The organism is Candidatus Dormiibacterota bacterium (assembly GCA_035532035.1).
Lineage (GTDB): Bacteria > Vulcanimicrobiota > Vulcanimicrobiia > Vulcanimicrobiales > Vulcanimicrobiaceae > Tyrphobacter.
Window position 1 is genome coordinate 246852 of record DATKRS010000029.1, and the last position, 11566, is coordinate 258417.

The 11566-nt window shown below is 65.7% G+C and carries 13 protein-coding genes and 1 pseudogene; 10 read left to right on the forward strand and 4 right to left on the reverse strand.

What is annotated here, in order from left to right:
* Window position 1 precedes the first annotated feature (1 nt).
* The 4 genes from VMV82_09665 to VMV82_09680 are packed head-to-tail and all read left to right on the forward strand — an operon-like array spanning window position 2 to window position 4326.
* A complete protein-coding gene (locus VMV82_09665; protein ID HUY41820.1) occupies window positions 2-1051 on the forward strand; it encodes a UDP-N-acetylglucosamine--N-acetylmuramyl-(pentapeptide) pyrophosphoryl-undecaprenol N-acetylglucosamine transferase in 1050 nt (349 codons plus the stop codon).
* Window positions 1052-1062: 11 nt separating this feature from the next.
* Window positions 1063-2439, forward strand: coding sequence for a UDP-N-acetylmuramate--L-alanine ligase (murC, locus tag VMV82_09670; protein HUY41821.1), 1377 nt, complete (start codon window positions 1063-1065; stop codon window positions 2437-2439).
* Window positions 2436-3389: a UDP-N-acetylmuramate dehydrogenase gene (gene murB, locus VMV82_09675; protein HUY41822.1), complete on the forward strand. Its 954-nt coding sequence runs from the start codon at window positions 2436-2438 to the stop codon at window positions 3387-3389. Before murC ends, murB begins: the two co-directional genes overlap by 4 nt.
* A complete protein-coding gene (locus VMV82_09680; protein ID HUY41823.1) occupies window positions 3382-4326 on the forward strand; it encodes a D-alanine--D-alanine ligase in 945 nt (314 codons plus the stop codon). The genes murB and VMV82_09680 overlap by 8 nt, the downstream gene beginning before the upstream one ends.
* Here the strand turns inward: VMV82_09680 and VMV82_09685 are convergent.
* Entirely contained in the window at window positions 4323-4748 is a 426-nt protein-coding gene (locus VMV82_09685; GenBank protein ID HUY41824.1) for a DUF5069 domain-containing protein, read from the reverse strand. The genes VMV82_09680 and VMV82_09685 overlap by 4 nt on opposite strands.
* 52 nt (window positions 4749-4800) lie before the next feature.
* Here VMV82_09685 and hisB point away from each other — a divergent pair, with 52 nt between their 5' ends.
* From hisB to VMV82_09700, 3 genes are read left to right on the forward strand one after another with little or no spacing between them, the layout of a single operon-like run.
* Window positions 4801-5379, forward strand: coding sequence for an imidazoleglycerol-phosphate dehydratase HisB (hisB, locus tag VMV82_09690; GenBank protein HUY41825.1), 579 nt, complete (start codon window positions 4801-4803; stop codon window positions 5377-5379).
* 11 nt (window positions 5380-5390) lie between these two features.
* A complete protein-coding gene (hisH, locus tag VMV82_09695) occupies window positions 5391-5996 on the forward strand; it encodes an imidazole glycerol phosphate synthase subunit HisH (GenBank protein ID HUY41826.1) in 606 nt (201 codons plus the stop codon).
* Complete coding sequence (locus VMV82_09700; protein HUY41827.1) at window positions 5993-6712, forward strand: HisA/HisF-related TIM barrel protein; 720 nt, start codon at window positions 5993-5995, stop codon at window positions 6710-6712. Before hisH ends, VMV82_09700 begins: the two co-directional genes overlap by 4 nt.
* On the opposite strand, the gene alr is transcribed toward VMV82_09700, so the two are convergent.
* Window positions 6709-7842, reverse strand: a complete 1134-nt coding sequence (gene alr / locus VMV82_09705) for an alanine racemase (GenBank protein HUY41828.1) — start codon at window positions 7840-7842, stop codon at window positions 6709-6711. The genes VMV82_09700 and alr overlap by 4 nt on opposite strands.
* A gap of 91 nt (window positions 7843-7933) precedes the next feature.
* On the opposite strand from alr, the gene VMV82_09710 reads away from it, so the two are divergent.
* Window positions 7934-8230 (forward strand): hypothetical protein, encoded by a 297-nt coding sequence (locus VMV82_09710; protein ID HUY41829.1) that lies wholly within the window; start codon window positions 7934-7936, stop codon window positions 8228-8230.
* A 74-nt stretch (window positions 8231-8304) separates the two neighbouring features.
* On the opposite strand, the gene VMV82_09715 is transcribed toward VMV82_09710, so the two are convergent.
* Window positions 8305-9030: a PrsW family glutamic-type intramembrane protease gene (locus VMV82_09715; protein HUY41830.1), complete on the reverse strand. Its 726-nt coding sequence runs from the start codon at window positions 9028-9030 to the stop codon at window positions 8305-8307.
* A gap of 173 nt (window positions 9031-9203) precedes the next feature.
* On the opposite strand from VMV82_09715, the gene VMV82_09720 reads away from it, so the two are divergent.
* Window positions 9204-9611, forward strand: a complete 408-nt coding sequence (locus VMV82_09720; GenBank protein HUY41831.1) for a hypothetical protein — start codon at window positions 9204-9206, stop codon at window positions 9609-9611.
* Between the two features lie 130 nt (window positions 9612-9741).
* On the opposite strand, the pseudogene VMV82_09725 reads toward VMV82_09720, so the two are convergent.
* A pseudogene (locus VMV82_09725) lies at window positions 9742-9843 on the reverse strand (type II toxin-antitoxin system RelE/ParE family toxin).
* Window positions 9844-10038: 195 nt separating this feature from the next.
* On the opposite strand from VMV82_09725, the gene VMV82_09730 reads away from it, so the two are divergent.
* Window positions 10039-11463 (forward strand): glutamate decarboxylase, encoded by a 1425-nt coding sequence (locus VMV82_09730; GenBank protein HUY41832.1) that lies wholly within the window; start codon window positions 10039-10041, stop codon window positions 11461-11463.
* The last annotated feature ends 103 nt before the right edge of the window (window positions 11464-11566 follow it).

The window sequence follows — 11566 nt, forward strand, 5'->3', positions numbered from 1 at the left end:
CGTGACGGTGCTCTTTGCCGCCGGCGGGACGGGCGGCCATCTCTATCCGGCCTTCGCGATCGCCGATGCGCTGCGAGCGCGCGGAGACGACGCGCTCTTCGTCGGGACGCGCGATCGCCTCGAGGCGCGCTTGGTCCCCGCTGCGGGATACCGATTCGAGACGATTGCGGCGCACCCGCTGCGACGACGGCTTTCCGTCGATCTCGTAAAGACCGTCGCAGCGAACGCCGCCGGTTTCTTTCAGGCCTTGCGCGTGCTCGAGCGCGCGCGTCCGAGTCTCGTCGTTGCAACGGGCGGCTACGTCTGCGTACCCTTGGTTCTTGCCGCGCGTGCCGATCGCACGCTTCGGCGCCGGCGAATGCCGGTTGCGCTGCTCGAGCCCAATGTGGTTGCCGGCATTGCGAACCGCATCCTCGCACCCTTCGTCGACGAAACGTGGGACGCGGCGACGACCGGCGTCCCCGTTCGTGCCTCACTGCTCCATCTGCAGCAGCGCGGCGATGCCGCCGCCGCGCTCGGGCTCGATCCCGAGCGCAAGACCGTTCTCGCGTTCGGCGGCAGCCTCGGGGCGCGCTCGATCAACGATGCCGTCGCGGCGCTCGTGCTCGGTGGTGGGGTTCCGTCGGGCTGGCAAGTCCTTCTCGTCACGGGTGCGGACGATTACGAGCGCGTGCGCGCCGCAATCGGGAGCGTTGCGATCGTTCGTTCCTACCTCGACGACCCGGCCCAAGCGTACGCCGCCGCCGATCTCGTCATCGCGCGTGCCGGTGCATCGACGCTCGCGGAACTGCGGGCGCTGCGCCTCCCTGCGGTTCTCGTGCCGTACCCGCACGCCGCGGAGGCGCATCAGCGCGCCAACGCCGTGGCGGCTGCGGCCACCGGCGCCGCGGTCGTCGTCGACGATGCGGCGCTGGCCGGCGGTCTGCGGAGCTTGCTCGCGCGAATCGCGAACCCGGAGCGCCTCGCAGCGATGCGTGTGGCAGCGGGTCCAGCCGGCGATCCGGTCGCGGCGATTCTCGCGCGGATTGACGCCCTGACGTCACGAACGTAGGCGTCACCCCCATGACAAAGCAGCTCTATCACTTCATCGGTATCGGCGGTATCGGTATGAGCGCGCTCGCGCGCTTGCTGCTTGCGCGCGGCGAGAACGTGCGTGGCTCGGACCTGAACCAGAGCCTGCTACTCGAGCGCTTGCGCGAGGAAGGCGCGGAGGTACGAATCGGTCATTCCGCCGAGAACGTCAAAGGCGCGCAGCGCGTCGTTTTCAGCTCCGCGATCGGGTCGCTCAACCCCGAGCTGCTCGAAGCGCGCCGCCTTGGGCTGCCGCTGCTGCACCGAGGGGAGCTGCTTGCCGAGATCGCGCGCGAGGCTCGCGGCATCGCCATCTGCGGCACGCACGGAAAGACGACGACCACGGCGATGGTTCATGCGGTCTTACGAGGAGCGGGAATCGACGCGAGCTTGGCGCTCGGCGGAATCGACGCCGCGCTCGACACGAACGCGCATCTCGGCAGCGATCCGTGGTTCGTGACCGAGGCCGACGAATCGGACGGCTCCTTCGCGTTCCTCGATCCATCGGTCGCGATCGTGACGAACGTCGAAAATGACCACCTGGCAAGCGACGACGATCTCCCCCATCTCGTCGATGCATTTGCCGAGTTTCTCGGCGATCTGCCGCCGGACGGGCTCGCCGTCGTCGGCGCGGACGACGCGCGCGCGGCATCGTTGCTCTCGCGCGACCTGCGTGCCAGGGCGATCGGGGTGGGGCTCTGCGAGACGGCATCACTTCGCGGGGTCAACCTGCAGCCGCGCGGACTCACGACCGCGTTCGACGTCATCGCGGGTGACGCGTTCCTCGGCACGGTCGAGCTCGGCGTTCCAGGCGCGATGAACGTACGTAACGCACTCGCGGCAATTGCCGTAGCCCGACATCTCGACGTCTCCTTCGCCCGGATCGCGGACGCGCTGCGCGCATTTCGCGGCGTGCGCCGCCGATTCGACGTCCTTTGCGCAAACCGCCGCATGATCGTCGTCGACGATTACGGCCATCATCCGACGGCTATTCGCGAGACGATCGCGACCGCGCGCGCGTATCACCGCGGGCCGGTGATCGCAGCGTTCCAGCCGCACAGGTATTCGCGCACGGCCCTGCTCGCGCACGAGTTCGCGCAGGCACTCTCCGCTGCCGACCGGGTCTATCTCGCTCCCGTCTACGCTGCCTCCGAGGCTCCCATGCCCGGCGTCAGCTCTGCCTCGATCGGCGAGCCGCTTGCGAAGATGGGCACCGACGTGACCTGCGTCGCCACCGTCGAAGATTTGGAAACGCGCATCTCGTCCGACGCACCGAGCGGCGCGCTCGTGCTCATGCTCGGTGCCGGCGACATTACCGAGGTTGCGGCACGTCTCGCTCGGCGCGTCGAGCTGCAGACGTCGGCATGAGCCTCACGACGGCACAAGGGTTACGCACGCTGCTCGACGAGCGCGATCGCGCAGCGCTCGAACACGTCGCCGGCGAGCGGGCACGATTCGACGAGCCCCTGGCGCCGCACACGTCGTGGCGCATCGGCGGCCCCGCGGATGCGCTCGTCGCGGTCGAGAGCGAAGAGGAGCTCGCGCAGCTCATGCGGTGGTGTTTCAAGCGCCGCCTGCCGTGGTTCGTTCTCGGCAGCGGAAGCAACGTGCTCGTCGGCGACGGCGGCATCCGCGGGATCGTGTTGCGGCTCGCCGGCGCGTTCACCGAGATTGCCGTTCGCACCGAGGAGGCTCGCGTCATTGCGGAGGCCGGGGCGTCGGCCGCGATGGCGGCGTTGACGGCGAAGGCCGCCTCGGCGGGGGCGCGCTCGATCGGTTCGCTCGCGGGCATTCCCGGGACCGTCGGTGGCTCGCTGCGGATGAATGCCGGCACCGACCGCGAGATCGGAGACTTCGTGCGCGAGGTGTGGGTGCAGTCGCCGAGCAAGCCCGGCCCGCATGCGGTGACGCTGCAGTACTACTATCGCCACACGACGCTTGCGAGCGACGCTGTCGTGTCGCGCGTGACCCTGGTCTTCGAGCGGGGCGAGCCGGCCACCGTCCGCGCGGAAATGCAAGAGCGCTTGGTGCGGCGCAAACGAACTCAGCCGATCGCGCTGCCCAATGCGGGCTCTTGCTTTCGCAATCCCGAAGGCGACAAGGCTGCGCGGCTCATCGAATCGATTGGAGCGAAGGGTTGGCGCGAAGGAGACGCGGAGGTATCCCCCTTGCACGCAAACTTCGTAAACAATCTCGGCGAGGCGACCGCAAAGGATGTCGCGACGCTGCTCGCGCGCGTGCGGCGCGCCGTAGCCGAGCGCTGCGGCGTCGAGCTGCAGCTCGAAGTGCACCTCGTCGGCGTCTTCGTCGATGCCTAAGCACTCCGGGCGCAAGCACCGCATCGCGGTCGTCATGGGCGGCCCCAGCTCTGAGCGCGAGATATCGATCCAGTCGGGCACACTTGCGAAGCGAGCTCTCGACGCGCTCGGCTACGAGACGCACTCGCTCGACTACGATCGGCGTTTCGTCGACGCGCTGAGAGACGTCGCGCCCGACGCAGTGTTCAACGCGCTGCACGGCACGCACGGCGAGGACGGCGAGATTCAAGGCGTGCTCGAGTATCTGCGCGTTCCGTACACCGGCAGCGGCCTCGAAGCCTGTGCGCTCGCAATGGACAAGCATTTGACGAAGAAATTGCTGGCCGCCGAAGGCCTTCCGACGGCCGCGTGGGACGTCTTCGATCTCTCCGGCGGAGCGCTGCCGCTGCTCCCCGGTTCGCTCGACCTTCCGCTGGTCGTCAAGCCGCGATACGAGGGATCGTCCGTCGGCGTCTCGATCGTTCGCACGCACGAACAATGGAGCAATGCGATGCTCGCAATTTCGAAGACCTATCCCGAAGCGCTGGCGGAAGAGTACGTCGACGGTCGGGAGTTCCACTGCGCGATCCTCGGCGAGGAGGCACTTCCCGTCGTCGAGGTGATCGCCAACGTCGACGACTTCTACTCGTATAAGGCCAAGTACGACGAAGGCGGCAGCACGCACATCACGCCGGCGCCGATCGACGGTGATCTGGCGGCGCGCCTGCAAACGCTGGCGCTCTCGGTGCATCGCCTGCTCGGCCTACGCGACTATTCGCGCACGGATTTCATCGTCAGCAAGGAGGGACGGCCATCGGTGCTGGAGATCAATCCGCTGCCCGGGCTCTCGCCGACCAGTCTGCTACCCGACGCATGCGCAGCCGCTGGCATCAGCTACGAGGCGATGATCGATCGTCTCGTGGGCTTCGCGCTCGCGCGCGGAAACGGCGAGCGTTAAACGCTCGCGAACATCGCGTGGTCGTCGCGATCGAGCATGTCGAGGAGCGGCATCTCGCGCGGCAGCGTCGCGATGATGGGATAGCGAGCGACGAACTCGGGATCGTCGATGCGATCCGCGATGAGCCGCGAGCGCAGCAACGTGTTGATCTCGTCGTAGCGTGACGGGTCGCTGTGCTCGCGTACCCAGGCGACGACCTCGTCATCGCTTTGCGCCCGTGCGACTGCGTCGCGTAGCGGCGCCTCGTCGATGCCGAGCTCGGAGAGCAGCGTTGCGCTGAAACCGCGGATGTAGTAGACGCCGAGATTGCCGCCCGGCAGCGACGCGCGCAGTTTGTCGATGGTGCGCGCGAGCATCAACAGCCCTCCCAAACGAAGATTCGGGCTGCGGGGGGGATGCGTGGCGAGATCGATCGCTTCCATGAGATTGGCGTTCTGCAAGGGAGAGCGGGCTCATCCTTGGAAGCGGCGCCCTATGCCACGCCGCGCCACGTTTTCACGGGCGACGAAGGAGACGTCGATCGAGCTCGCGCTCGATCTCGACGGTGGACCCGTTGCGATTGCAACCGGCGTCGACTTCTTCGACCACATGCTGCACGCGCTCGCCACGCACGCCGGCCTCGGCCTGCAGCTCGATGCCAAAGGCGACGGTATGGATCATCATCATCTCATCGAGGACGTCGGCATTGCGATGGGCGCCGCGCTGCACGGGGCGCTCGGCGACAAGCGCGGCGTAGCGCGCTTCGGGTCGTGCCTGGTGCCGCTCGACGAGGCGCTGATCGCGGCGAGCCTGGACCTCTCCGGCCGGCCCTACCTGAACTTCCGCGTCTCGTTTTTGCGGGAGAACCTCGGCGAGATGCCTACCGAGATGGTCGGCGAGTTCTTTCGCGCGCTCGTCGACAACGCGAAGGTGACGCTGCATCTCGTGCAGATGAACGGCCACGTCGCGCACCACGTCTGCGAAGCCTCGTTCAAGGCGTTCGCGCGTGCTTTCGCAGAGGCCAAGGCCGTCGTTGGGGGCGAGATACCGTCGACGAAAGGCGTGCTCGAATAGCGGGCAGCGATATCGCGGTCGTCGATTACGGCGGCGGCAACCTCGGGTCGCTGCTTGCCGCTTTGGAGCGGCGCGGCATCGCCGCCGTGAGGGTGAGCGACGCGCGCGCACTGCACGAGGCCTCGGCCGCGATCCTTCCGGGCGACGGCGCATTCGGCGCCACGATGGCGGCGCTCGGCGCGCGCGGTTTGGACACGGCCGTCGGCGCGTTCATCGAGCGAGGCTCGCCCTTTCTCGGCATCTGCGTCGGCATGCAACTCCTCTTCGAGCGCTCGACCGAGTTTGGCGGTGCGACCGGTTTCGGCACGTTGCGCGGAACGGTCGAGCGCTTCGAGCACGCACCGCGCGTACCGCACGTCGGATGGAACCAGCTCGAACCGTTGTACCCGCACCCGTTTCTGGAAGGCATCGACCAGGGTGCGTACGTCTATTTTCTCCATTCATATCGGGCCCCGGTCGTCGAGAGCGCGATTGCGGCAGCGACGCACGGCGAGCGCTTTTCGGCGATCGTCGCGCGCGACAACGTGCTGGGGACGCAGTTTCATCCGGAGAAAAGCCGGCTCGCGGGAGCGCGGCTGCTGGACAACTTCATTCGCTTCGCGAAGGAGGCGGCATGATCGTCATTCCAGCCATCGATCTCAAGGGCGGCGCGTGCGTCCGCATGGAGGCGGGCGAGCTCGCGACCGCGACCGTCTACGACCGCGATCCGGTTGCGCGCGCGAAAGCGTTCGTCGAGGCGGGCGCGCGGCGGCTGCACGTGATCGATCTCGACGGCGCCTTCGGGTCCGGAGAGAACGTGCGCGCAATCGAGCGGATCTGCGCTGCCGTGAGCGTTCCCGTGCAGACCGGCGGCGGAATCCGCACGGTCGAGATGGCGCAGGCGAGGCTGGACATCGGTGCCAGCGACGTGATCTTGGGCACGCTCTTGGTGGAAGAGGAGCGCGTCGCGCGCAATATCATCGGGAGGCTCGGAGCGCGCGTCATCGCCGGCATCGACGCACGCGGCGAGGAGGTTGCGACGCGCGGGTGGGCGGAGCGAACGCCCGTCGCCCGCGACGCGCTCGTGAAACGGGTCGCGCTCTGGGGCGTCGAGCGGGTGATCTTCACGGAGATCCGCCACGACGGAATGGGGCTCGGGTACGACGTCGGCGCCCTCGCCGCCGTTGCGAACGCGGCTCCGGTGAAGGTGACGGCGAGCGGCGGAGCCCGCAGCTTGGACGATCTGCGCGAGCTGCGCAATGCGGCGATCGCAGCCGTCGACTCGTGCATCATCGGAAGCGCTCTCTACAAGCGTACGATCGACCTCGCCGAGGCGATCGCCGCGGTAGCCTAATCGTCGTAATAGCGGCGCGGCACGTGCGCCGGCAAGCGCGTCACGATCTCGTAGTTGATCGTGTCCGCCCATGCGGCCCAATCGTCGGCCGTCACTGCGTCGTCGCCGTCGGCGCCGATCAGCGTTACGGTCGTGCCGGGGTGCGCGTGGGGCGCGGCGGTAACGTCGAGCGTGGTGAGATTCATTGCAACGCGCCCCACGATCGGGCAGCGTGCGCCCTCGACGAGAAACGCGCCGCGGTTCGAGAGCGCGCGTGGGACGCCATCGGCGTAGCCGAGCGGCACGACGCCGACGCGCATCTCGTTCGCCGCGACGAACGTGTTGCCGTACCCTACGGGCTCGCCCGTCGCAATGGTCCGCGTCACGACGAGCGAGGAGCGCAAGCTGAGCGCAGGCTCGAGGGGCAGCGCTTCGCGGCCCATCGCTTCGCGCGTTGCAGCCGACGGCCAGAGGCCGTAGAGTGCGATGCCGAAGCGCGAGAAGTCCAGACGCGTCTGCGGCCAAAGCATCGCCGCGGCGGACGCCGCGATGTGGCGGAACGGTCTGATCTCGTGGCGCTCCAGAAGCGGCCTGCTCTCCGCGACCGCGCGCTCGAAGCGCGCCAGCTGCTGCATCGTGTACGGGGAGTCGATTTCTTCGGCTGCCGCGAGGTGCGAGAAGATGCCGGTGATGCGCAGCTCCTTCAAACGGACGTAATCTTCGATCGCGTCGGCGACCTCGCCGGGCTCGAGGCCGAGACGATTGAGGCCGGTATTGACCTTGACGTGAACGGAGAACGGTTCGGAGCGACGGCGGGCAGCCGCGGCCAGATCGTGCAGGAAGTTACGCGTGTCCCAGAGCGCGATTTCGGATTTGGCCGCGAGCATCGTGTCGAGCATCTCTGGCGGAACCGGACCGAGGATGAGGATCGGCGCGTTCACGCCACCTTCGCGCAGCGCGAGCGCCTCTTCTACCGCGTAGACGCAGATGCGCGTTGCGAACCCTTCGATCGCAATCGCGGTCTGGGCGAGACCGTGGCCGTACGCGTTGCTCTTCACGACGAAGGCGGCGCGCCCAACCCCGACGAGATTTTGCAGGGCGCGAGCGTTGCGCCTCAGTGCGCCGAGCGAAACGCGCAGCTCGCCGATCATCTCGCCGCCTTTCGACTCGGGCCCGAAAGAGACCTAAGGGCCCTAACGGCCGTTTAAGCCGATTCCCTGCTTTGCCGGTTAGGATGCCGGTATGGTGCGGGGACGCGGCGCGTTCGATCCGGCCGACGCCGTCGTTTGGACCGCGGCGGGCCTTCTCGCGCTTCTCTGCGGCCTCGGAATGGGCTTCATCCTCTGGTCCGTGATCGAGACGACGGGGGTTCCCGCGGCCTGGCGCACGGCCATCTATTTCGTGGTGCCGATCCTCGGTATCGTAGCGCCGATCAAGCGCTCGCTTGCTATTCGGCTCCTTGTCGGGATAGCCGCCGGCGCACTTCTGCTCAGCTTCTGCTTCGGCTCGTCGCTCTTCTCACCGCTGCTCGGCAACTAGGGGCCTGCCCTAGGAGTCGCCCAAGACGGCGGCGCGGGCCTTATTGGGCAAAGCCCCGACCTAGCGCGCTTCTTTCACGGCGCGGGCCGGTAGAGTGACTCGCTTTGCGCCTGGGCGATCTCTTTTTTCACCACTGCGAAGTAGACGAACCAAACGAATGCTGGTAACAGGAGGAGCGCGAGCCACCCGGTGACCTGCGCGAGCGTGTCGAACACCCCGTGTAGCAGGATCGCCAGCGTCAGTCCCCGGAGCGCGAGCCAGGGCATCTTGCGCGCTTTGGCCTCTCCTACATAATACCCCATGACCGCGCCGTAGAACGCGTGACCCGGCACGCTAACGAAGGCTCTGAAGAGCGCGACGGCGCCACCGTAGCTGAACACGTATAAGATATTTTCGACCGCCGCAAAGCCGAGGCCGGCGGCAATTCCGAAGACCACCCCATCCATGGCCTCGTCGAACTGCTTGGAGCGGTACGGCAGAAGTCTCACAACGAGAAACTTTGCAAACTCCTCGATCAACGCGACGCCGAACAAGAAGTACAGAAACGTGAGCCCGAGACCGGCGTTCTGCGGCGGACCGGGTTCGACGAACGCTGCGATGATGGCGCAAACCCCTCCGAGAGTGAACGTTCCGAGAAGCAGGCCGATCGGTTCGCTCTTGTACTTGTCGGCGTGGTGAAAGTGCCACAACAAGTAAAAAGACGGCGCAACGGCTAGAACGAATAGCTCGTCAGCACGCGCAATATGCGCAGCCCACAGAATTGCTCCCAGTACGACGATCGCGATGGCTATCGTCGCCATCCGCCGATGCCGCGCCCGCAGTATAGCTGTAGCCGAAGAAGCCGTCATTTGCTCAGCCCTTCGCGCACGCCCCATCGGCCACCCGTATGCTCGGCTGACGCCGCCGAGGCAAGGGCGACATGCCCGATTGCCGGAATCCGTTAGTCGTCTCGCTTGCGTAAGGAGTGCGCATAATGTTACGGCGTACGGTAGCCATCGGAGGGCTCGTGGTCACGGTGTTTCTGTCGTTATGGACGCCTGCGCCGGCCGCGTATTGCGGGCCGCCGGCAACAACGACGACGCTCGAGAAACTGAGCATTACCACCTACCCGGGCCCGCACTATCCGAAGTACCATTCCATCGATGCGACGTACGTCAGGATGATCGACGTGCACGACGGCTACGCCATGTCGATGACCGAGGAGGACCGTGGACCGATTTTCTACTTCTGGTTCCTGAGCGACCGCGGCTGGGTGTACGTTCCGACCCTCGGGCCGCCGGCATCGTGGCCCACGCAAGTGCGGCAGCATTTCAACAACGACATCAATGCGGATCCGATGCGCTGCTTGAATCCCGCGTTCATCCCTCGCGGCGGCGGCTAAGCGCTGCTCGCCGCTTTGGCGCCCGCCGAAGAACGGACTGGAGAGGTGGCGCCGCTTTGTTGAACGGCGAAGAGCCGTGGTTACGTGATATGTCCGCAAGTTCGGCCGCCTCTACGGCCACAGTACTTTCGTGATAATCCATGATCTCGACACGATACGCATCGCCACTCTTCCATACGAAACAGACACGCCATTGATCGTTGATACGGATTGCATGTCGACACTCGCGATCGCGCTGAAGCCCGCGACTTCAAAACTCGAGACGGCCGGGCCCTAGCGGGATCCCTGGTTAGTATGAATCGTTAGCACGATCCGGGAGCGCCAGAACTGGCGGACTGCGGCGGTGGCCGGCGACGGCGGGTGGCCCCAGTAAACTCACGCTTCTGTCGCGAAAACGACGGGACCCGCTTCGAAACGAAGGTGAGCCGTGCCACTATACCAGCGAAAGCACCCGAGCGATACCGCCTTCTCCGACGTCTATGCGACACGCGGCATGGACGCGACGATTCCCAAGCACCAGATACCCGCAGACGGCATTCGCCCCGATGTCGCGCTGCAGCTCGTCGTCGACGAGCTGATGCTCGACGGAAACGCCCGGCAGAATCTCGCGACGTTTTGCCAGACGTGGTTCGACGATGGGATCCACAAGTTGATGGATCTCAGCCTCGACAAGAACATGATCGATAAGGACGAGTATCCGGCAACGGCGGAGATCGAAAACCGGTGCGTGCACTTGCTGGCGCATCTTTGGAACGCGCCGGCAGCCGGGACGACGATTGGATGCTCGACGACCGGTTCGAGCGAGGCCGCGATGCTTGGCGGCCTCGCCCTCAAGTGGAAATGGCGCGCACGGCAGGCGAAGCTTGGAAAACCGACCGACAAACCTAACATTATTACCGGCCCGGTGCAGGTGTGCTGGCACAAGTTCGCCCGTTACTTTGACGTCGAGCTGCGCGAGATTCCGTTGGAACGCGACCGGTTGGTCATGACGCCCGAGGACGTCATAGCACGTGCCGACGAAAACACCATCGGCGTCGTGCCGACCTTCGGCGTCACGTTTACGTGTCAGTACGAGCCGGTCGCCCAAATCGCCGCGGCTTTGGATAAACTCCAGCGCGACACCGGGCTCGACATTCCGATACACGTGGACGCGGCTTCCGGCGGATTCATCGCACCGTTCGTGCACCCCGAAATACTCTGGGATTTCCGCTTGCCGCGGGTGCGGTCGATCAACGCGTCGGGCCATAAATTTGGGTTGGCGCCGCTGGGCGTTGGGTGGGTGATTTGGCGCGAAGCCGACGATTTGCCCGAGGGGCTTATCTTCCACGTAAACTATCTGGGTGGGGACATGCCGACCTTCGCGCTAAACTTTTCGCGGCCGGGCGGCCAGATCATCTGCCAATATTATCTCATGCTGCGCCTCGGCATGGACGGCTACCGGCGCATTCATCAAGGTTGTTACAACATCGCGCAACACATCGCTCGCCGGATCGGCGAATTTGGACAATTCGAACTGATTTTCGACGGCGACAGTCAAAACGGGATCCCAGCCGTATCTTGGACGATGCGCGAAGGCGTCGATGCGGGTTATTCGCTCTTCGATCTCTCCGACCGCCTGCGCGCACGCGGCTGGCAAGTCGCGGCGTATTCGATGGTCCCAAACATCACCGACATGAGCGTTATGCGCATCCTGGTGCGTCACGGATTCAGCATCAACTTCGCCGATGGGCTGCTCGACGACGTCCGCTGGTCTCTGGACTATTTCAAAACGCACCCGATTTCCAAACCGATGACCGCGGCGGAGGGCGCTTCACACAGTCACGATGCGCACCCGAAGTACGTTGCCGGCTAGCCGTCGACGCTGGGCAGCGCCACGGCGCAGCCGGTCCGCGTCCTAAGATCGAGCGTTTTCCGGGGTTCGCCTAGCGCGAGGAGCCGCTTGCTTTTGCCTTTTC

Coding starts and splice junctions, on each gene's coding strand:
- VMV82_09710 (HUY41829.1), top strand. CDS start 7,934: ATGGTGCGGGGACGCGGCGCGTTCGATCCGGCCGACGCCGTCGTTTGG.
- VMV82_09680 (HUY41823.1), top strand. CDS start 3,382: ATGCCTAAGCACTCCGGGCGCAAGCACCGCATCGCGGTCGTCATGGGC.
- VMV82_09720 (HUY41831.1), top strand. CDS start 9,204: ATGTTACGGCGTACGGTAGCCATCGGAGGGCTCGTGGTCACGGTGTTT.
- VMV82_09715 (HUY41830.1), bottom strand. CDS start 9,030: ATGGCGACGATAGCCATCGCGATCGTCGTACTGGGAGCAATTCTGTGG.
- VMV82_09685 (HUY41824.1), bottom strand. CDS start 4,748: ATGGAAGCGATCGATCTCGCCACGCATCCCCCCCGCAGCCCGAATCTT.
- alr (HUY41828.1), bottom strand. CDS start 7,842: ATGATCGGCGAGCTGCGCGTTTCGCTCGGCGCACTGAGGCGCAACGCT.
- hisB (HUY41825.1), top strand. CDS start 4,801: ATGCCACGCCGCGCCACGTTTTCACGGGCGACGAAGGAGACGTCGATC.
- VMV82_09700 (HUY41827.1), top strand. CDS start 5,993: ATGATCGTCATTCCAGCCATCGATCTCAAGGGCGGCGCGTGCGTCCGC.
- murC (HUY41821.1), top strand. CDS start 1,063: ATGACAAAGCAGCTCTATCACTTCATCGGTATCGGCGGTATCGGTATG.
- murB (HUY41822.1), top strand. CDS start 2,436: ATGAGCCTCACGACGGCACAAGGGTTACGCACGCTGCTCGACGAGCGC.